This window comes from Hymenobacter nitidus, from assembly GCF_020447315.1.
Lineage (GTDB): Bacteria > Bacteroidota > Bacteroidia > Cytophagales > Hymenobacteraceae > Hymenobacter > Hymenobacter nitidus.
Window position 1 is genome coordinate 289,900 of sequence record NZ_JAJADQ010000008.1, and the last position, 20,174, is coordinate 310,073.

The 20,174-nt window shown below is 62.3% G+C and carries 14 protein-coding genes; 3 read left to right on the top strand and 11 right to left on the bottom strand.

The window, feature by feature from the left end; genetic code table 11:
* The first annotated feature begins 249 nt into the window (after positions 1-249).
* The gene (locus LGH70_RS16400; RefSeq protein WP_226187728.1) at positions 250-1,698 is read left to right on the top strand and encodes an amino acid permease; all 1,449 of its coding nucleotides are present in this window, start codon (positions 250-252) and stop codon (positions 1,696-1,698) included.
* 231 nt (positions 1,699-1,929) lie between these two features.
* Here LGH70_RS16400 and LGH70_RS16405 read toward each other — a convergent pair whose 3' ends face one another.
* The 9 genes from LGH70_RS16405 to pseC all read right to left on the bottom strand — a co-directional run bounded on the left by LGH70_RS16405 (position 1,930) and on the right by pseC (position 12,367).
* On the bottom strand, positions 1,930-3,408 hold the full coding sequence (locus LGH70_RS16405; RefSeq protein WP_226187729.1) for an oligosaccharide flippase family protein: 1,479 nt from the start codon (positions 3,406-3,408) through the stop codon (positions 1,930-1,932).
* A gap of 89 nt (positions 3,409-3,497) precedes the next feature.
* Positions 3,498-4,859 (bottom strand): DUF7033 domain-containing protein, encoded by a 1,362-nt coding sequence (locus LGH70_RS16410; protein ID WP_226187730.1) that lies wholly within the window; start codon positions 4,857-4,859, stop codon positions 3,498-3,500.
* A 51-nt stretch (positions 4,860-4,910) separates the two neighbouring features.
* Positions 4,911-6,128 carry a glycosyltransferase family protein gene (locus tag LGH70_RS16415; protein WP_226187731.1) on the bottom strand — a complete coding sequence of 406 codons (1,218 nt, stop codon included), beginning with the start codon at positions 6,126-6,128 and terminating at the stop codon, positions 4,911-4,913.
* 100 nt (positions 6,129-6,228) lie between these two features.
* The gene (locus LGH70_RS16420) at positions 6,229-6,933 is read right to left on the bottom strand and encodes a PIG-L deacetylase family protein (protein ID WP_226187736.1); all 705 of its coding nucleotides are present in this window, start codon (positions 6,931-6,933) and stop codon (positions 6,229-6,231) included.
* The gene (locus LGH70_RS16425; RefSeq protein ID WP_226187739.1) at positions 6,920-7,867 is read right to left on the bottom strand and encodes an acyltransferase; all 948 of its coding nucleotides are present in this window, start codon (positions 7,865-7,867) and stop codon (positions 6,920-6,922) included. Before LGH70_RS16425 ends, LGH70_RS16420 begins: the two co-directional genes overlap by 14 nt.
* Before the next feature lie 46 nt (positions 7,868-7,913).
* A complete protein-coding gene (gene pseI / locus LGH70_RS16430) occupies positions 7,914-8,966 on the bottom strand; it encodes a pseudaminic acid synthase (protein WP_226187743.1) in 1,053 nt (350 codons plus the stop codon).
* Positions 8,967-8,974: 8 nt separating this feature from the next.
* Positions 8,975-10,468, bottom strand: a complete 1,494-nt coding sequence (pseG, locus tag LGH70_RS16435) for a UDP-2,4-diacetamido-2,4,6-trideoxy-beta-L-altropyranose hydrolase (protein WP_226187746.1) — start codon at positions 10,466-10,468, stop codon at positions 8,975-8,977.
* Positions 10,468-11,211: a cytidylyltransferase domain-containing protein gene (locus tag LGH70_RS16440; protein ID WP_226187749.1), complete on the bottom strand. Its 744-nt coding sequence runs from the start codon at positions 11,209-11,211 to the stop codon at positions 10,468-10,470. Before LGH70_RS16440 ends, pseG begins: the two co-directional genes overlap by 1 nt.
* Positions 11,212-11,215: 4 nt before the next feature.
* The gene (pseC, locus tag LGH70_RS16445) at positions 11,216-12,367 is read right to left on the bottom strand and encodes a UDP-4-amino-4,6-dideoxy-N-acetyl-beta-L-altrosamine transaminase (RefSeq protein ID WP_226187752.1); all 1,152 of its coding nucleotides are present in this window, start codon (positions 12,365-12,367) and stop codon (positions 11,216-11,218) included.
* A 324-nt stretch (positions 12,368-12,691) separates the two neighbouring features.
* On the opposite strand from pseC, the gene LGH70_RS16450 reads away from it, so the two are divergent.
* Complete coding sequence (locus LGH70_RS16450) at positions 12,692-15,562, top strand: DUF8693 domain-containing protein (protein WP_226187755.1); 2,871 nt, start codon at positions 12,692-12,694, stop codon at positions 15,560-15,562.
* Between the two features lie 87 nt (positions 15,563-15,649).
* Here LGH70_RS16450 and pseB read toward each other — a convergent pair whose 3' ends face one another.
* A complete protein-coding gene (gene pseB / locus LGH70_RS16455; RefSeq protein ID WP_226187756.1) occupies positions 15,650-16,669 on the bottom strand; it encodes a UDP-N-acetylglucosamine 4,6-dehydratase (inverting) in 1,020 nt (339 codons plus the stop codon).
* Between the two features lie 200 nt (positions 16,670-16,869).
* Between pseB and LGH70_RS16460 the strand changes: the two genes are divergently transcribed.
* Positions 16,870-18,699 (top strand): hypothetical protein, encoded by a 1,830-nt coding sequence (locus tag LGH70_RS16460; RefSeq protein ID WP_226187758.1) that lies wholly within the window; start codon positions 16,870-16,872, stop codon positions 18,697-18,699.
* Positions 18,700-18,867: 168 nt separating this feature from the next.
* Here LGH70_RS16460 and LGH70_RS16465 read toward each other — a convergent pair whose 3' ends face one another.
* On the bottom strand, positions 18,868-20,166 hold the full coding sequence (locus LGH70_RS16465; RefSeq protein WP_226187760.1) for a glycosyltransferase family 4 protein: 1,299 nt from the start codon (positions 20,164-20,166) through the stop codon (positions 18,868-18,870).
* Positions 20,167-20,174: the final 8 nt, after the last annotated feature.

Genomic DNA, 20,174 nt, shown 5'->3' on the forward strand with positions numbered 1-20,174 from the left:
CCGTTGCCAAAGCCGCCGCGCCCCTGCGCCGCGCGGCCGGGTGTTGTTGCTGTTGTTGAAGCGCCGGGCACTAAGCCCCCGGCTGGCCTGAGGCCGGCCCCTCCCTTTTCCTTCATTTCTCTTTTCTGATTCCCGCGGCTGCTTCGGCCGGGCTGACGGTGCGCCTCGTTGTGCGCGGGCAACCCGGTGTAGGCGGCGCGGGCGTCGCTTATCCGATTCGCGAAGCACGACTTCGCGCTACTACTTTTTATGCTTAAAAAATCACTGGAGCTGCTTCGATTGGAAGCAGCCGAAACGGGGGCCGGCACCCTGAAACGAAGCCTGAACGGCTTCAGCCTGATTGCCATCGGCATCGGGGTTATTATCGGGGCGGGCCTGTTCTCGCTCACCGGCATTGCCGCCGCCAACAACGCCGGCCCGGCCGTGACGCTGTCGTTTCTGGTAGCGGCCGTGGGCTGCGCCTTCTCGGCCTTGTGCTACGCCGAGTTTGCCTCCATGGTGCCCGTGGCCGGCTCGGCCTACACCTACTCCTACGCCACCATGGGCGAACTGTTTGCCTGGATTATCGGCTGGGATTTGATTCTGGAGTACTCGGTGGGCGCGGCTACGGTGGCCATCAGCTGGTCGCAATATCTGGTGCGCTTCCTGAGCAAGTACGACCTGCACATTCCGGCCCAGCTGGTCATGTCGCCCTTCGAGAAGGCCACTATGGCCGATGGCTCGGTGGTGTCGGGCTTCGTAAACGTGCCGGCCATGCTCATCGTGTTGGCTATTACGGCCATCATCGTGCGCGGCACCCAAGGTTCGGCCTGGTTTAATGCCCTGGTGGTAAGTCTCAAGGTGCTGGTGGTGCTGGTGTTCATTGCCCTGGGCTGGCAGTACATCGACCCCGCGAATTACCAACCCTATATTCCGCAGAACACCGGCACGTTCGGCGAGTTTGGCCTGAGCGGCATTCTGCGCGGGGCGGGCGTGGTGTTCTTCGTCTTCATCGGCTTCGACATCGTGGCGACCATGGCCCAGGAAACCAAGAATCCGCAGAAAAACATGCCCATCGGCATCATCGGCTCCCTGCTCGTGTGCACGGTGCTGTTCATGCTTTTCGGCCACGTCATGACCGGCCTGGCCAATTACACCGAGTTCAAGGGCAGCGCCGCGCCGGTGGCCATTGCCATTGAAAAAACGCCCTATGCCTGGCTTAGCTCGGCCATTATCGTGGCTATTCTCATCGGCTACACCTCCGTTATCCTGGTCGATCTGATGGGGCAGAGCCGGGTGTTCTTCTCCATGTCCAAGGACGGGCTTCTGCCCAAGGTCTTCTCCGAAATTCACCCCCGGTTCCGCACGCCGCTGCAGTCCAATCTGCTGCTGGGGCTATTCATCAGCGTGTTTGCCGGCTTCGTGCCGATTGATGTGGTGGGTGAAATGACCAGCATCGGGACGCTGCTGGCCTTCGTGATGGTGTGCCTGGGCGTGCTGATTATGCGCAAGAAAGAACCTGACGCTCCGCGCGGCTTCCGCACCCCGTGGGTGCCCGTAGTTCCCATTCTGGGCATCCTGACCTGCGTGCTGATGATGGTGTCCCTGCCCCTCGACACCTGGATTCGCCTGTTCGTGTGGCTGGCCATCGGCCTGGCTATCTACTATGGCTACGGCAAGAAGCACAGCAAGCTGCGGCAGGCCCAGGAGGCCGCGTAGTCGGCCGCGCCCCCATTTAAAAAGCCCTTGGCGGTTCTTCTTCAGCGCTGAACGGTGGTTGTGCAGGCGGGTTTAATGGCCCTTCACAGATACGGACATTTTGCTGGCACCCGCTGTAGAGACACATATTTGCGTCTCAATCGGTGCTGACGTTGTTACGACGCGTGCCTGATTGTACAACGACCGAGACGCAAATATGCGTCTCTACAGCGGGCAAAGGGGGAACTGCTGTTACGGGCGCCTGAGCACCTTTTGCAGTAGGGGCCGGGCTTCGGGCACCAGCCCCAGCCCGAGCAGGGCGCCGCCGTAGAGGGCCGTGAGCAGAGTGCCGCGCAGTAGCATGGTCAGCAGCTTGGAGGGCAGGGCGGGCAGCAGCCACACCAGCCCGCCGGCGCCGGCCGCCACCACCATAATCAGGGGAATTCGCCAAGTGAAGGGCTGCAGCCGGTAGCTGTACCACACAAACCAGGTCCGGGCCGTGTTGATGGCTACAATGGCAAAGAGCGTGGCCAGGGCCGAGCCCGTAATGCCGAATACCGGAATCAGCAGGCGGTTGAGCACAATAGTAACGCCGGCCAGCGACAGGTTGAAAATCAAATCGAAGCGGTAGCGCGGCGAGGTAACGACGATCAGGCCATTGACGCCGGTGATGCCGTCGTAGAGGCGCCCGGCCAGCAGCAGCAGCACGGCCGTGGTGCCGGTGGCATACACCGGATTCCTGATAAGTGAGTAGATGAAGTCGAGGTTGAGGCTGATGCCCAGGGCCAGATAGCAGCCCAGAATGGTGTTGAGGCGGGTAGTGTCGCGGTAGAAGTCGGCCATCTTGCCCAGGTCCTGATCTTTCCAGTACTGGGCCAGCAGCGGGAAGGCAATCTTGTTGAGCGAGCGGGCCGGGATGGTCAGGGCCGTGCTGATGTTGTAGGCAATGCCGTAGATACCGGCCGCTGCCAGCCCGATCTGGGCACTTACCATCCACGAATCGATAAAGCCCAGGATGCTGCCCGACAGGCTGGAAAGCAGCGCAAACCCGCCGAAGCGCACGATTTCACTGACGGGCCGCACCCGCAGCGCCGCCCGTGTGGGCCGCAGGTGCAGCTCGCCGATGTAGGCCAGATAGCCGGTGAGCAGCAGCGAAATAACGCCGTAGAGCCCGATGTAGCCCAGCACGAACTCATGAAACTGCAGAAAGCCTTTGCCATACAGCAGGGCCAGACTGGCAATAAGCACGCGCAGCACGATATCCTGCAGAAACGAGGAAAAAGCCGTGTGGTAGAGGCCCTTCAGGTAGGCATCCTGCAGCGAATACAGCAGCGTAAACAGCGCCAACAGGCTGCCCCAGGCGTAGAAGGGCTGCAGCAGGGCCACGTCGGCCGGTTCATAGCGGGCCAGAATCAGGGGCTTTGCCAACAAGTAAAAGGCCGTAATCAGGGCGAAGCCGAGCATGGGCAGGCCCAGCAGAAACGGCAGGAAACCATGATGTCCGGCCTCGCGGTTGCGGAAATATGGGAAGAAGCGGATGCCCACGCTGGCAAACCCAAAGGCCGAAAACTGTGCGTACACCGTGGCAATGGACACCAGCAGCGTGGTCAGGCCCAGCTGGGCGGGCGCCAGCAGCGTGGGCAGCACGAAGGCTGTATTGACGAAGCCCAGGGCCAGCCCGAAATAGGAAATAACCGTATTGCGCAGTCCCTGCCGCTGAACGATGCCCAAGAGAGGTGAGTTAGTGAGTTAGTGAGTTAGTGAGTTGGTCATTCTGTGAGTTGAAGCCGCGCTGGCAGAACATTAAACTCACCAAGTCACTAACTCACCATTTCACAGATGTCGAGGCCATTGACGAAAGCCACCTGGCGGCCGCGAAGGTACTGCATGATGGCGTGGAACTGCTGCGGGCCGTTGTGCTCGTTGGCCGGGTCGAAGTTCTCGTTGTGCCACAGCACCGTGCAAACGCCCCCGAACCGCTCGATTTCTTCGAACATGGGTTGCAGAGCCGGCAGGATTTCGCCGGGGGCCAGCCGCAGGTAGTGGGGGTGGTAGAGCGTGGCGTCCATCACATTGAGCGGGATTTCGAGGAAGCGGTACGGGCGGCCCTGCTCGAAATCAAATAAGTGAAACGGCAGGCAATAGGAGTTGCGAAAGCCAAAGTGCTCGGCAAAGCCCAGGGTGGTGTCGTAGCGAAACAGCAGGGAATCGAGCAGGATGGGCGTCATGCGGGGCTCCCAGCTCAGGTAGTGAAACCGGCTGCCCTTCACGTCGTGGCCGGTGCAGCGCTGCAGCCGGTGCTCCTCCCGCTTCAGATTGCCGCCGTGGGTGGCCCGCCCGATGCTCCCGTGCAGCCCCACTTCCGCGTCGCCGATGGCCGGGGCAATCCGGGACCAAGCTTTTTCCACTGCATAATCCGCATTGGGCGTGCCGTTGGCGGCGCTGCGGTGTTCGGGTAGAAAGAAAAACGTGCTTTTAGCCCCGTAGCTGGCCACCGTTTTGTGTACCAACTCCAGGTTGTTCCAAGCATCAGGTTTTGTTACGTGTTGCCAGATCTGCCGCCCGAAGCCGAGCCAGTCGCGGCGCTGTAAGGCGGCTTTGGCCGGCGCTTTCCAGGCACTGCGCAGGTTGTCGATGTCGTGGGTGATGAAGGCGGCAAAAGGCGCTTCGGTGGCCCAGCGCCGGGGCACCAGCACTTGCCCGCTGACGTGCTCTACGGCCGTCTTGAGCACGTCGAAGTAGTAGTTCACCACGGGCACGGCCACGAAGCCGTAGCGGTGCTGCACGCTGGCCGAGTAGGGGAAGCGGCCGTGCTGGTCCCGCTCGTCGGAAAAAAACTCCTGCCAGCCGCTGAGCAGATAGAAAGCCGCCGCAATAATGTCGGCGTGAATCAAGACGCGGTTATTTGGCAGCAGCTCCAGCAGGGGCTGTTCCGGAGCGGCATCAAAGAAAAAAGGAATAGACCGGCCTTGGTAGTCGCGGTAATTGGGGGCGGGTGGATAGGGCTGGCGCAGCTCGAAGAACTGCCCGGCCCCCTCCGCTACGGCTACCGGCAGCTGATTACCAGCGTAGCCAATAAGATGAGTTGGGGCCGCCGGAAAGGCCAGCTGAAAGTGCCGTAGCACGTAGGCCAGGCGGATTTTGGGAGAAACGGGCGGAATAGCAGGCAGAGCAGGCAGCATAGTGGCCGCAAAGTAATGAAAGGCGTTCGGGCCGGGCGGTATTTCCTGCCGTCAGCGCGCCGGAAGCGGCCTGGAATCGAGCCATTCGGCTAAAAGGCGTACGGCGCGCTGCTGGCTGTGGCCTTCCTCGGGCGTGCCCAGCGTGGCGTTGTAGTAGGCCGCGCGCCGGTACAGGTCGGTGGGCTTGTGCTCCTGGTAGCGCCGCAGTAATTCGCCCAGTTCGGGCAGCGAATAGGCGCGCTCACTCAGGCCGTGGGCCACGTAGCCGTAGTAGTCGTCGGCCACGCCGTGGGTGCCGAAGCGGAAGTACAGACTGGCTACGTTCAGCAGCACGGCTTCGAGGTGGGTGCTGGTGTCGGCCGCAATCAAAGCATCCTGCTGCCCCAGAAACTCGAAGACATTTTGCTGCCGGGCGTCGGAAAATTGCAGCTCCGGGTATTGCCGGGTTAGAAAACCAAAGTCGCGCCCGTCGCCGGGGTGGGGGCGCAGCGTGAAGGTAAGGGCCGGAAACTCGCGCAGCAGGTAATGCAGCGCGGCCGTTACCGCCTCGGTTTCATCCAGCGTGTTGATGGCCAAGCCCACGCGCCGCACCTCCGGGCTCCGGTTTTTTTGCGCCAGAAACGTGTCGGCCTTGGGCATGCCCACCAGCTCGACCCGGCCGTGCACGGGGCCGCACTGCCGGTATTTATCCAGCGCGTCCTGGCCTTCCAGCAAGCTCAGATCGAAGCCCAGGGGTGGAAAGTTGGTGCTCACGCTAGCGTGCTGCACGTAGGCCGTAGGTACCCCGCAGGCCCGGGCCGCCAGCAGCAGCGCCCGGGCGTCGTCGTTGTGGTCGTTGGCAAACACAATGGCGCGGGGCTGGTAGTGGCGCAGGGCCCGCACGTACACTTCATAGTAGCCAATGGCGTTGAAAACCAGGTCGAAAAACCGCCAGGCGCGCTGGCCCTCCGTTTTGTGTAGCGCCCACAGCACCGCCGGATACTGCCAGTAGTAGAGCAGCTTGCGCCGCAACGAAAGCCGGTTGACCTGCTGATTATACCGCCCGATTTGTTTGCTCTGCCCGGCCACCAGCACGCTACTCGGCAGCGCCTCCCGGATAAAGTGCAGGGCCTCGTAGTTGTTCTGGCTGACCACGTACAACCACACTGCGCCTTGCAGCTGCTCGGGGTTGCGGATGGGCCGGAACACGTTGCCCACCAGCCGCAGGGCCGCGTAGCCCAGCACTTTGGCCAGGCGCCGCAGCGGGCTGGCCGGGGAAATCTTAGCCAACAAGTGGGCTGGAAACGAAGCAAAATGGTCGGTGAACCGGACGTAGAGAATATCCCGCAAGCGTGCGGTGGGCTTGTCTGTTGCTAAGTTGCCCACCCGCTTATCCAATGTGGCGAATCAGCATAAAAGCCTCAGCAAACGGCTGCCCGATAACTACGCCCCAGCGCTGGGCCTGAATGCGCAGGGCTTCGGGGGAGCGGGGATGGGGGTAGGCCCGCTTCTCAAACTCGTAGGCTTCCATGCCCGCAATTTTGGCTGCCACATCTTCCTCTGTCACGGCCAGAAAGAAGTTAGGCAGGAAAGGGTTGGGGTAGTTGGCCGCCTGCCATTCGGTCGAGGAAGGCGTTTCGCAGGCTATAATAGTGCGCATCGGCTCGCCGGGCAGGGGCCGGGTGCCGGTAATAACAGCCTCGAAGGTGCGGCGGTGGTCAATATTCGTGTCGCCGCCGTGGTGGGTGAAGATGATATCGGGCTGGAATTCCTCCTTTTCCTGTTCTACCACTTTCACTATGTCCAGCAGGTCCACGGAGTCGAAGCGGTTATCGGCAAAGTCGTAGATGCCAGTGGAGGCGTAGCCGATGGCCTCGGCGGCCCGCCGGATGTTGCCGCGGTGCACGCTCAGCTCGGCGGCCCACTTTTCCGGGTCGCGCACGGCACTGCGGGAGGTGATGCCCTCCCCCAGAATCACGGCCCGGGCCGTGCAGCCCTGCCGGTGTACGAGGCGGTGAATAGTGGCGCCCAGGCCCAGCAGCTCATCGTCGGGGTGGGCTACAACCACCAGAATCTTCTTGTTAATCCACTCCATCAGCATCGGGGGAAAAAGCCAGCAGGCGGCGGTACTCGTCGGGCAGAACAGACGAAAACGGCTGGCCGGTGTAAAACTTGATGCCCCGGCGGCGCAGGAAGTCCCGGAAATCCTCTTCCACGGCCGTAAACGCGCCCTGGGTTTTCATCGTGTCGAGGTGAAACACCACGTCGTTGCAGCGCAGCTCGGCCGTGGCCGGCTCGTAGGAAACCCGCACATTCAGCTGCTTGTAGGCTGCCAGCTGCTCGTAGTCCTGCACGATGCGCTGTACCAGCTGCTCGTTGCGGGCCGCATCGTGGCTGGGGTACATGTTTTCCCGCAGTATCTTCACCGGAATGCCGCCGGCCAGGCAGCCGTCGGGCAAATCCTTGTTGATAAGCGAGTTAGTGCCAATCACCACGTTGTTGCCGATGCGGCGGTTAGGCAGCACCGTCGACTTAGCCGGCAGCCACACTTTGTCGCCGATGTGCACGGGGCCAAAGTCGGCGGGGAAGCCTTCCAGAATGGGCAGGTAGGAACCGTGGGTCCACACGGCCACGTCTTCGCCAATGCCCACGTACTCGCCGATGTGAATGGCGTGGTTGACGTTGAGCGTAATCCGGGCGCAAATCATGGAGTAGGACCCCACCCGCAGGTGGGCGTCCTCACTGAACTTGCCGCCGTGTCCCACCACTACGTTCGAGTCCCAGTACACGTACTCGCCCACGTGAATAGTGCGGGCCGTCAGGCTGTTGGCGTTGCCAAAGATGGTCAGGTTGCCGATAGTCAACTCCTGACCCACCAGAAACGTGTTGTTGGCGCCCAGTGTCACGTTGTCGCCGATAACGCAGGAAGCGGCCCGGATGGTGGTGTTGGGGCCAATGCGGAAGTTGCTGCCAATCGAGAGGTGATCGGCAATGATGTAGCTGCCGTGGTCGAATTTCCGGATTTCCATAGCCGTGAAGGTAGTAAATCAGTGGGGCCGGTGAGAAAAAGCCGGATTACAGCACGGCCCAGGTAAGGGCCGTGCCGCGCCGGACGGCCTGGCGCACCGGGCGGCCCAGCACTTCGGGCAGGTAGTGCGGGGCCAGCCCGTGGCCGGGCCGAATCACGCGGATATTCTCGGGCGTCAGCACGTCGCCGGCCTGCAGATCTTCCACCACATAAATGGAGCGGCGGAAGCCCAATGACTTTTTCTCCGCTTCCGTGGGGCCATAAAATACAGTGCCGAGAGCCTGCTGGGCCTGGCGGCACTCCAGCACCAGTCGCTGCATCTCGTCGGGCTCCATCGAAAACGAGGAATCGGGGCCGCCGTCGGCGCGCCGGATGGTGAGGTGCTTTTCAATGACCGTCGCACCCAGCACCGTGGCAGCCACGCTGACGCCGGTGCCCATGGTGTGGTCGGAAAGGCCCACCTGGCAGCCGAACATGGCCCGCAGGTGCGGAATAGTGTGCAGGTTGGTGTTGTGGGGCTGGGCCGGGTAGGTGCTGGTGCACTTGAGCAGCACGAGCTGGTCGTTGCCTTCTTCCTCGCGCACGATGCGCACCATGCGCTCCAAGTCGGCCAAATCGGCCATGCCGGTGGAGATGATGACGGGCTTGCCGGTGCGAGCCGCCCGCCGGATGAGGTCGGGCCAGTTGTTTTCGAACGAGGCAATCTTGTAGGCCGGGCATTTCAGGGTTTCCAGAAAGTCGACGGCCTCGACGGAAAACGGGGAGCTGAACCCCACCATGCCCCGCTCGGCGGCGCGGGCAAAAATGGGCGCGTGCCACTCGAAGGGCGTGTGGTTGGTGGTGTAGAGCTCGTACAACGATTGGCCTTCCCAGTCGTCATTCGCCCCGCGCACGATGAAGTCGGGCTCCCGGCTGTCGAGCGTGAGCATGTCGGGCGTGCTGGTCTGGATTTTCAGGCCCTGGCAGCCCGCGTCGGCGGCGGCATCCACAATAGCCAGGGCTTTTTCCAGGCTCTGGCCGTGGTTGCCCGACATCTCAGCAATGATAAACGGCGGCTGACCCGCGCCAATCTGGTGGTTGCCCAGGATGATATTCTGCATGGATAGGTTCAGGAAACAGCGGCGGAAGCAACTTCCAGCCGAAATACTTCATAGGTTTCGTGGTGCAGCTCGGTGGCTGCCAGTTGGGCAAAGCCTAGGCGTTGAAACACGCGGCAGGAGGGAAGGTTGCCCGTCTTCACCTGCCCCAGCACCGCCCAGCTGCCCGGCTTGTCGTGGCGTAGTTGGCGCAGAGCCCGGCGCAGCACCGCTACTCCCATACCCAGGCCCCGAAACGCCGCGTCCACCGAGTAGTCGATAGTGCCTTCGAAGCCCGTAAACTCGACGCGCACCTGGCCCACGGGCTCATTCGCCCGCTCAAAAATATACAGAAAGGAGTCAGCATCCGTCAGGCGGCGCGAAAACCAGCCCAGGTGGGTGCTCCAATCGATGGGCTCGGGGTGAATGGCATTGCGGCGAACGTCGGCGTCGTTGGCCCAGGTAAAATACTGCTCGGCATCGGCGGGCTGGGCCCGGCGCACCGTGAGCTGAGCCGCCGTGTGCAGGGCCCCAAACACTTGTCGGAAGCGCGGTGCCGCGGCCCCGTCAAATACCTGGCGCTGGCGCTGCACGGCCTCCCGGGCCAGGGTGGGCAGTTGCGCTTCGTCGGCTTCGAGCAGATCGGTATAAGGACGCGCTAAGTTGTTTGCGGTCAGATAGGAGAGCAGTTGGCGCTGATTATCGGCTATGGCGTGTAGAAACAGCAGGCCGCCCACCGCGCAGCATTCATAGGCTATGCCGCTGGGCGGGCACACCAGCAGGCCGCAGCGCCCGAGTATGTCCGCCAGCTGGTCGGCCGTCAGGTTGTGGTGCAAGGTTACTGCGCTCATGTCCTGGGTGTGCTGTTGCAGGGCGGTCTGGTGGGGATAAGCCGCGCCCGTCACCACATCCATAGCCTTAGTCGGGAACCGCTGCCGCAGCTGCGTGAGCAGCGCCAGCGTGTGATTGTCCGGGTCGGCCCCGCCCAGGTTCAGAAAGAGGCGGCTGGTATCGGGTTGGGTTATGGGTAGCCGGGCGGCATGCTGGAATGGAGCCCGCAGCAGCGCATACGCCGGGCCCAAACACAACTCGGCGCCGGGCACCGTCTTGTTGGCGTAGGCTTCTGGGCCAATGCCGCCGGCGTGGTTGATGACCATATCCGCCCACAGGTAGTCCGTGGCCAGATCATCGAGCCAGACGACCGGCTGCTGGCGCACCCAGAAGGCGTGGTCGTAGCCGGGGCCGAAGTGGTAGCCATCCAGCACCAGGATATCGGCGGGCCGTAGTTGGGTTGAAAGCCAGGCGGCTTCCTGCTGGTGGTCGGGAAAAGCCGGAATGCTCCACAGCTCCTGGCAAACAGCCTCCAGCTGGGCCTGTACCTGGGGCTCGGGGGCCCGTATGGCGAAGACGCAGGTGAAGTCGGGCTGCAGCATGGCGGCCAGCGCCAGGCAGCGCACCACGTGGCCCAGGCCCATCGTGGAGTTGCCGTCGGCCCGAAAAACAATCCGTGGAGCGGAATCCGGCATCAGACTTTCTTTTGCTCAATGTGCGCGTTCAGCGCCACCAGCTCGGGGTGGGCATCCAGCAAGTCCAGAAGCGCATCGGTGGGAAGCTGGTGGGCGTGGTGCTGCTCAATCAGTACTTTTAGCAGCTCAAAATCATCGGCCGTGTCCACTGTTAGGCGGTAGGCGCTGCGGTTGGCGGGGCGGGTGAAGTGCCGGAAGCGCACCCGCCCCGAGCGGTTCTGGTGAATAAAGGGCGTCACATGCTCCCGGTCGCTGGGCTGGGTGGCCTGCTGGAAGGCTTCGGCGAGCAGCTCCCGGGAGAAAATCTCGAAATCCAGCCCCCGCGGGTAGGTGCGCTCCAGCACGTTCGAGAGGTACAGGCGCGCATCGCCCTGCCGGATGTACTCCTCCACACCCCGCCGAATCAGCGTACCATCGAGCAACGGGCAGTCGGAGGTAACGCGCACGATAAGGTTCAGCTCGTACTGCTCGGCGCAGCTCCAGTAGCGGCTCAGCACGTCGTCTTCACTGCCCCGCACCAGCGGCAAGGACTGGTCGGCGGCAAAATCAGCCAGCGGATTATCGGTCGTATTTGTGGTAATAGCCAGGTAGATTGGCAGCTCGGCTTCCCGCAGCCGGCTCACGTGGTACTGCAGCATGGGCTGGCCACCAATGGGCATCAGCACCTTGCCCGGCAGGCGGGTGCTGGTCATGCGGGCCTGGGAAATGATGCCGACCCGGGGCACGGAGGGAAAATCAGCCATGTGCTTAGCGCTCAACAAATTCCCGGATGCAGCGGATAACGTACTGCTGCTGCTCGTCGGTCAGGGACGGAAACAAGGGGATACTCAGGCAGTGCGCGTAGTAGTGTTCGGCCCGCGGAAAGTCGCCGGGTTGCCAGCCTAGCTCCTGGTAATAGGGCATGGTATGCACCGGAATGTAATGTACCTGGGCAAACACCTGCTTTTCGCGCAGGAAGTCATAGAGCCCTTTGCGGTCGGCTACCTGTACTACGTAGAGGTGGTAGGCGTGGCCCGGCGCCCCGGCCAGGGCCTGCACCTGGGGCAAGGCGGCAAAGGCCGCGTCGTATTGGGCGGCCAGTTCCCGGCGGCGCGCGAGGCCCTCGTCGGCCCGCTGCAGCTGGCTGATACCCAGAGCGGTGAGCATATCGGGCATGCGGTAGTTGTAGCCGAGCTGCTGCATTTCCATGTACCAGCCCCCGTCGTTGCGGTGCATTTTGGCCGGGTCCTTCGTGATGCCGTGAGTGCGCAGCATCAGGAGCTTCTCGTAAAGGTCAGCGCGGTTGGTGGTTATCATGCCGCCTTCGCCGGTGGCAATGTGCTTGACGGGGTGGAAGGAGAAGATGGCCAGATCGGCAAACTGGCCGTTGCCGCAGCGCTGCTCCCGGCCCTGGGAGTCGGTAAAAAAGCCGCCCGGCGCGTGGCAGGAGTCCTCAATGAGCCAGAGGCCAAACTCGTCGGCCAGTTCGCGGGCCAGCTCCAGATCTACGGCCAGGCCGGCAAAATCCACCGGAATCAGGCCCTGGAAGTAACCTCTGGGGTGGGCTTCGAGCAGGGCGCGCACCTGGGCCAGGTCAATCAGGCCAGTAGCGGGGTCAATGTCGGCGAAGTGCACCTCACCGCCGCAGTAGAGCACGCAGTTGGCCGAGGCGGCGAAGGTGATGGGCGTGGTAATCACGCGTTGGCCGGGGGCCACGCCCAGGGCCAGGGCGCACAGGTGCAGGGCGGCCGTACCGTTGGCCACGGCCACGGCGTACGAGGCCCCGATGTAGGCGGCAAACTTCTGCTCAAACTCTGCCACTTTCGGGCCCTGGGTCAGAAAGTCGGAAAGCAGCGTTTCGGTGACGGCCTGCAAGTCGGCTTCGGTGATGTGCTGACGGCCGTAGGGAATGGGGAGCATAGGAGCGGGGAAAGGCAAAGCACGCAAAGGTCTGAAAACGCGGGCAACTGGCAAGAATAAACCGGAAAGTAATACCTTCGTCGGGCCTATTTCGTCGGCTGCGCCAAACAGTTTTGTGTAAGCCGGTATTTATTTCGCGCCTCCTATTATCCTTGAATGAAACACATCTACAAAGGGGCACTACAGTGCCTGGTATTCATGTTTTGTGCTCTTTTCTGCCTGTCGCCGGCTCAGGCCCAAAAGGAAAGTAGCAACTGGTATTTCGGCAATCAAGCCGGCGTCAGCTTTGCCGGTGGTAGCCCAGCGGCGGTTGCCAGCAGTGCCATGACCTCGTACGAAGGGGCCGCCTCAATTTCGAATGGTGCGGGGCAGCTGCTCATGTACAGCAACGGGGAACAGGTCTGGGATGCTACCCATCAGGTAATGCCCAACGGCGGAGCATTAGGAGGCCACAACTCGTCTTCACAAGGAGCGCTGTTGTTGCGGGCGCCGGGTAGTGCTACTCTGTACTACCTGTTTACCGTGGATGCCATCGACAACAACTTGGCGGGTGGGCTCCGCTACTCTATTATTGATATGTCGTTGCGCAACGGGCTGGGCGATGTGACGGCCACCAAAGCGGTTCGGCTGCCGACGCCGACCTTGACCGGGAAAGTAACGGAAAAGCTCACGGCCGCTTTGCACGCCAACGGCCATGATTACTGGATTGTGGTGCACGGCTGGCAGTCGAACAGCTTCTATAGCTTTTTGCTTTCCTCCGCGGGCATTAGCGCGACGCCCCTGGCCAGCACCGTTGGTCCGGTTCACCAGGGCGGCGGCAGCTTTTTCGGGGCGGCTAATGCCGTAGGCTACATGCGCATTTCGCCCAATGGCTCGAAACTGGCACTGGCGCAGCGTGACAACGGCTTTGAGTTATATGACTTTGATAAAGCCACCGGCACGGTGTCAAACTACCTCGGCTTGTCAGGGTTGAGCACCTATTACTACGGAATAGAGTTTTCGCCCGATAACTCCCGCCTGTATACCACGATGTACTCGGATGGTGGCTTCGACAGCAGCATCTACCAATTCAATTTGCTGGCCGGCTCGGCGGCAGCCATCCAGACTTCGCGCCAGCTAATCGGGTCGGTTTCGGGTCTGTCAGTTGCTATACAGGGGGCTCCTAATGGCAAGATTTATCTTTCCGCCCTCAACAAAACCTATTTAAACTCTATTGAGCAGCCTAATGCCTTCGGCTCTGCCTGTGCGTTCCGGGAAAATACCGTGTCGTTAGGTACGCGGGCTGGGCAAAATGGCCTGCCCAACTTCCCCAACGCCTTCGTGGCAAACGAGTGGACCGGGGCCGTCAGCACCGTCTATACCGACCCGGCGAACTGGAGTGCCGGCTACGTGGCAGGGAGCACCGATGACGTGATTATTAAGTCCTCCGCGGTGCGCATGCCCGTACTCAGCGCCTCAGCTGCCGTGCGCAGCTTCACCGTTGAAAGCGGCGCGTCGATGGTCGTAAACGGTACTTTTTCGGTGGGCGGTAGCCTGCTGAACAGCGGAACCTTCACCGGTAGCGGGGAAGTGCAAATGGTCGGGGCCGGGCCGCACGCCATTGGGGGGCAGCGGATTCTCAGCATCCGAAACCTGACGCTTGCTACGGGCGCAACCACGCAGCTGAATGTGGCGGTAGTGGTTTCGGGCATACTTACCTTGAATGCCAACCTGAATACGCCGCTGGCCGCGGTAGTGCTTGCCTCCTCGGCGAGCGGCACGGCCATGGTGGTCAACAATGGCAGCTTTGCCGTGGTGGGTCGGGCCGTGGTGCAGCGCTACATTGCGCCGGGCCTCAATGGTGGCCTGGGCTACCGCCACTACTCGGCCCCGGTGAGCAATGCCACCTTCGCCAGCTTGCAGACCTCGGGCTTCTCGCCCGTCTTCAACACGGCCTATAACACGGCCGAGTTTCCGGGCACCGTCACGCCTTTTCCCACCGTCTTTGGCTACGACCAGCAGCGCCTCGTGACGGCGGCCACGGCCGGCAACCAGGGCTTCGATGCCGGCTGGTACTCGCCGGGCCGGGCTTCGGAGGCCATGCAGCCCGGGGTGGGCTACACGGTTAATATCGAGGCAAGCCGCCTGGTGGAGTTTGACGGCACGCTCAACAACGGCCCCATCACCCGCAGCGGCCTGACGCGCACTGCCGACGCCGCGGGCGGCTGGCAGCTACTGGGTAATCCCTACCCGGCCCCCATCGACTGGAACCTGACTTTTCCGGGTGCTACCAATCTGCTCAACTCGGTGTACGTGTTTAAGTCGTCGGGGCAGTACGATGGCAGCTACGAGAGCTACGTGAATGGCGTGGGCACGGCCCGCTACATTGGCTCCGGCCAGGGCTTCTTCGTGCGCGTTGCCAGCCCCGGCACCAGCGGCAGCCTGAATTTCACCAATGCGGCTCGCCTGACTTCCTACCTGAGCCCTGATTTCAACCGCGGAGCTACCGCCGAAACCCGCCCCCTGGTACAGCTCGATCTGGTAAGCGGCCCGCGGCACGACGCCGCTTATGTGTACTTTGAGCAGGGTGCCACGGCGGGCTTCGATGCCGCCTTCGACGCCTACAAAATCACGACCGGCGAAGTAGCGGCGCTGGCCGTGCGGGCCGGCGCCGAGCCACTGTCTATCTGCGGCCTGCCCAACACCCTGGGCACTGCCGTCCTGACCGTGCCGCTGAGTGTGTATACCCCGCGCGGCGGCAGCTACTCCTTACAAGCCATGCAGGTGCTCAACCTGCCGGCCGGCACGCCGGTGTACCTGCGCGATACGCAAACCGGAGCCCTGGTAAATCTGCGGGAGCAGCCCGCCTACACGTTCAGCAGCACGGCCGGGTCGCTCGATTCCCGGTTCGAGCTGGTGTTCGGCGCTGGTCAGGTGCTGGCCAGCACGTCGGGGCAGCTCAGCGCGCAGGTCGCGCTGTACCCGAACCCGGCCCGTGCGCAGGCAGCCCTCACGCTGCCCGCAGCTCTACACCAGGCCGGGGCCAGCATAACGGTGGTAAACAGCCTGGGGCAGACGGTACACGCGCAGACTCTGCGGGCCAACCAGCCCCAGGCGCCCGTGCTGCTGCCCCTCACCGGGCTGGCCAAAGGCATCTACACTGTGCGCCTCAGCGGCCCGGCCGGCGTGGCCAGCAAGAAGCTGGTGGTGGAATAAGCGCCGCTTCTCACAAGTTCATAAAAAAGGCTCCGCAGTACTGCGGAGCCTTTTTTATGAACTTGTGAGAAGCGGCCAACGGTAAGATTACACCTCAAAGTCGGCATCCACGTGCCGGCGGATTTCTTCCCGGATCTGCTCGGCGGTCAGCCACTCCTGGTTGTTGGCCGAGTCGTAGTGGAAGCCGTCGGGCACCCGCTTGCCGTCGAAGTGCTTGATGAACTCCTCCACGTCCCAGCGCGGGGTGAAGGGCAGAATCACGTAGTACTTGGCCAGTTCCACGGTGCTCAGCGCGTCGGTTTCCGTAATCATGGCCTCGTGCAGCTTCTCGCCCGGCCGGATGCCCACAATTTCGTGCTTGCACTCGGGGCCGATGGCCTCGGCTACTTCCGTGATTTTATAGGAGGGAATCTTGGGCACGAAGATTTCGCCGCCCCAGGCGTGCTCCAGCGCATACAGCACCAAATCCACGCCCTGCTCCAGCGAGATGTTGAAGCGCGTCATGTCGGGGTGGGTGATGGGCAGCACGCCCGTGGTGCGGCGCTGCAGGAAAAACGGTACTACCGAACCCCGGGAGCCGATTACGTTGCCGTAGCGCACCACCGAAAAGCGCAAATCGCGCGAGCCTTTCATATTGTTGGCCGCCACGAAGAGCTTATCGGAGCACAGCTTGGTGGCCCCGTACAGGTTGATGGGGGCCGCGGCTTTGTCGGTGCTCAGGGCCACCACGTGCTGCACGCCGCAGTCGAGGGCGGCGTTGATGACGTTTTCGGCCCCGAAGATGTTGGTTTTGATGCACTCCATCGGGTTATACTCGGCGGCGGGTACCTGCTTGAGGGCCGCGGCGTGCACAATCACGTCGATGCCTTCGCAGGCGCGCTTGAGCCGCTCCCCGTCGCGCACGTCGCCAATGAAGTAGCGGATGGCCGGGTACTTGGTGTGCGGAAACACCTGCGACATTTCGTACTGCTTCAGCTCGTCACGCGAGTACACCACCAGGCGCTTCACCTGCGGAAACTTCTCGAAGACGGTCTGGACGAATTGTTTGCCGAAAGAACCGGTGCCACCCGTTACCAGGATGGATTTATGATTTAAGTCGAGGCTCATAAGTAGAGGAAATCCGTTGCCGCCCGGCGGGCGAAAGGAGGGCAAAAGTAGGCATTCCCCGCCTAGCTTCCGTACTTTTGTGGCTTGTTGGTGTTTAGAGGTTGATTTCGGTCGTAGTGCTGCTGCCAAACCAGTGTCGGCTAGCTGTAAACCGGGCTGAAATCGACTCAAGCCGAAAAACGAATAACTGCGAATTACCTATGCCCGAGCCCATCAAAGTCGTTATCTGGGACCTGGACGACACGTTCTGGCGGGGCACCCTCTCGGAAGGAGCCGTGGAGGCACTGGCGGACAACCTGCAATTGGTGCGCGACACCGCCGCCCGGGGTATTGTGCACACCATTGTCTCCAAAAACGACTTTGCCCCGGCCGAAGCCCAACTGGTGGAGTTGGGTATCCGCGACCTGTTCGTTTTTCCCCAGATCAGCTGGCAGCCCAAGGGCCCGATTATCAAGGACCTGCTGGAAAAGATGCAGCTGCGGGCACCCAATGCCCTGTTTCTCGACGACAACCCCATCAACCGGGCCGAGGCGCAGTTCTACAACCCCCAGCTGCAGGTAGCCGACCCCGCCGACCTGGCCCAGCTGGCCCCGGTGCTGCGCGCCAGCGGCAAGCCCGACCCCACGTTCAGCCGCCTGGAGCAGTATAAGTTGCTGGAGCGCCAGCAGCAGGCCCGCTCCGGCTACCAGGACAATCTGGCATTCCTGCGCGACTCCCAGGTGCGGATTCAGTTCCGGGAGGGCGCCGAAGTGCTGCCCGACCTCGACCGGCTGGAGGAGCTCATCAACCGCTCCAACCAGCTCAATTTCACCAAGCAGCGCGTCAGCCAGGAAAGCCTGCGGGCCGATTTGCAGAACCCACAGCAGCGCTGGGGCACGGTGCGGGTGCAGGACCGGTTCGGCGACTATGGCCTGGTGGGCGTGTACTGCGTGCAGGTGGCTGAAAACCGGCTGGCGCAGCTCGTGTTTTCCTGCCGCATCCTGCATCTGGGCGTCGAGCAGTTCACCTACGCCTGGCTGGGCTTTCCTACGTTGGAAGTGCAGGGCGACGTTGCTACCAAGCTAAATGGGCACGACAAGCCCGACTGGATAACCATCGAAACCGAGGAAACTGCGGCTGCGGACCCAGCCGAAACGGCGGCCAAACCTGCGGCCAACCGACTGCGCGTGTTGCTTAAGGGCGGCTGCGACCTGGGCCAGCTCACGCCTTTTTTGCAGGCCTACGACCTGACGGTGGAGGAGGAGTTCAACTTCAACAACGAAAACCAGATTCCGGTCCACGTGGAGCACACCGCGCTGCTGCGCCAGGGCCGGGAGCTGCCCGCTCCGGAAAAGCAGCGCCTGGCTACGGAACTGCCTTTTCTGGGTCGGGAGGCTTTCGATACCAAGCTCTGGACCAACGACTACGACGTGCTGGTGTACAGCCCCCTGATGGACTACACCCAGGAGCTGTACCGCGAAAAAGCCACGGGTATTGAGGTGCCGTTTGGCGGCTACCAGAATCTGACGGCCGTGGAGCCCGCCGCCCAGGCCGCGAAATACGCCCAGCGCCGGTTTCGGGGAATGGACGAAGATTTTCTGCGTCGGTTCCAGCGGGAGTTCAGCTTCGAGGGCCAGATTTCCCCGACCCGCTTTCAGCAGAACCTGGCTTGGCTGCGGGCGCAGATACCGCCCGAAATTCCCATCTTCTTGCTCAACGGGGCCGAAATCGACGTGCCCGGGTCGGGCGAAACCGGCGGGCTGCCGCGCCACCAGGCCATGAACCAGGCCCTGGCCGACTTTGTGGCTACGACCGACAACTGCTTCGTCATCGACGTGCGCGACTTCGTGCAAACCCCGGCCGACGTGACCAACAACCTGCGCCACTACCAGCGCCCGCACTACCGCACCCTGGCCCAGCGCACCGCCGAGGCCATCGGGCAGTGGCAGGGCCGACAGCTGGCCCGCTCCGCCTGGGTTGATTTGCGGGCCGAGGTAGCTAGCCGGGTGCTAGCTAAGCTCAAAGGACTGTTGGGGAAGCTGCGCAAGTAGCTCAGAAAGGCCTGCTGAAAGCCCGCCATGCTGAGAAAAGTCGAAGCATCTCGCGAGCTGATGTTGTTGAGAAAGAACGGTCATGCTTCGACTTCGCTCAGCATGACCGTTCTTTCTCAAGATGCTCTCTTCCCCGCAACCATGCCCCGCGGGGCTCGGAATGGCGTTCTAGGATCTGCCAATGAGCTCCACCAGCCGTTTGGTGAGGGCACGACGCGAATAGCGGGCGTGGTTCAGGGCCGGCAAATCCAGGTTGGGGTTTTGCTGCCACTGCGCGGCCAGCTCTTCCAGGTAGCCAAGCATGGTTTCGTAGGCGTCGTAGGCGTAGGCGTGGCCCGCGCTGCATTCCTGCAGCAGATTATCCGCATCCGAACCCACCGGGCCAACGCAGATAATGGGCTTGTTGGCGGCCAGATACTCGAACACCTTGCCGGGCAGAATCCCGAAATTGTGGTCCACGTCGGGAATGGCCATGAGCAGCACCGAGGCCCGCAGCAGGTAGCGCACCGACTCGTCGTGCGGTACAAACGGCACGAGCTCGGTCCGCTCGGTAAGGCCCGCCGCAGCAATCTGCGCCTGCACGCCCGCCGACACCTGGCCCACAAAGCGCAGCCGCAGCGGCACCGCGGGGTGGCGCCGGGCGCACTCGGCGCAGGCCCTAAGGAACTTCTCGATGTGGTAGGTTTCCGAAATCGTGCCGGTGTGGGTTATCAGCAGCGCGTCGTGGGGTGGGGTAGAAGGCGCGCGGAAGTCACTCTCGTCGTAGCCGTTCGGGATGACGTGAAACTTGCCGTCGGTCAGCTGGGGCGACTTGCCCAGAAACAGGCGCTTGGTGTCGGGGCTGGTTATCAGCACCGCGTCGGCCTGCTCCAGCACCTGGCGCTCGTAGCGCGCATCGAGCCAGCGGGCAAAGCGGGTTTTGTTTAGCTCCTTGGTGTAGTAAATATCGGTCCAGGGGTCGCGCATGTCGGCCAGCCAGCGCAGGCCATAGCGTTTCTTCAGCGTCAGGCCAATCAGCTGGGTGGAGTGGGGCGGCGAGCTGGTGAGCACCGCGTCGAAGGTTTCGCCCTGGGCCAGCAACTCGGCCACGGCCCGCAGCACGTGGGAATTCCAGCCCCGGCGCGGGTCGGGAATAAACAGATTGCCGCGCACAAACTTGAAAAACTGCTGCTGCAGGCTGGTCTTGCTTTCGTTGGCGAAGCCCCCGTAGGGAATCTGCTGGCGGCCGGTGAGCTTCTTGTAGGAACCAAAGGGCTCGGACGTGCCGGTGCGGATAACGCGCACCCCGGCCGGAATTTCGGCCGCCAACGACTCGTCCAGCACCGGATAGGCGCCCTTCTCCGGGTCGACGGTAACCACGGTGCACTCCACGCCGAAGCCGGGCAGGTGCTTCACAAACTTCAACGTCCGCTGCACGCCGGCGCCCCCGGAAGGCGGCCAGTAATACGTAATGACGAGCAGGCGCATAGAGTAGA

Bases quoted from the DNA above. Each gene is read 5' to 3' on its own strand.
- pseI (WP_226187743.1), bottom strand. From the start codon at position 8,966: ATGCAGAATATCATCCTGGGCAACCACCAGATTGGCGCGGGTCAGCCG.
- LGH70_RS16400 (WP_226187728.1), top strand. From the start codon at position 250: ATGCTTAAAAAATCACTGGAGCTGCTTCGATTGGAAGCAGCCGAAACG.
- pseG (WP_226187746.1), bottom strand. From the start codon at position 10,468: ATGCCGGATTCCGCTCCACGGATTGTTTTTCGGGCCGACGGCAACTCC.
- pseC (WP_226187752.1), bottom strand. From the start codon at position 12,367: ATGCTCCCCATTCCCTACGGCCGTCAGCACATCACCGAAGCCGACTTG.
- LGH70_RS16410 (WP_226187730.1), bottom strand. From the start codon at position 4,859: ATGCTGCCTGCTCTGCCTGCTATTCCGCCCGTTTCTCCCAAAATCCGC.
- LGH70_RS16450 (WP_226187755.1), top strand. From the start codon at position 12,692: ATGACCTCGTACGAAGGGGCCGCCTCAATTTCGAATGGTGCGGGGCAG.
- LGH70_RS16420 (WP_226187736.1), bottom strand. From the start codon at position 6,933: ATGGAGTGGATTAACAAGAAGATTCTGGTGGTTGTAGCCCACCCCGAC.
- LGH70_RS16425 (WP_226187739.1), bottom strand. From the start codon at position 7,867: ATGGAAATCCGGAAATTCGACCACGGCAGCTACATCATTGCCGATCAC.
- pseB (WP_226187756.1), bottom strand. From the start codon at position 16,669: ATGAGCCTCGACTTAAATCATAAATCCATCCTGGTAACGGGTGGCACC.
- LGH70_RS16440 (WP_226187749.1), bottom strand. From the start codon at position 11,211: ATGGCTGATTTTCCCTCCGTGCCCCGGGTCGGCATCATTTCCCAGGCC.
- LGH70_RS16460 (WP_226187758.1), top strand. From the start codon at position 16,870: ATGCCCGAGCCCATCAAAGTCGTTATCTGGGACCTGGACGACACGTTC.
- LGH70_RS16465 (WP_226187760.1), bottom strand. From the start codon at position 20,166: ATGCGCCTGCTCGTCATTACGTATTACTGGCCGCCTTCCGGGGGCGCC.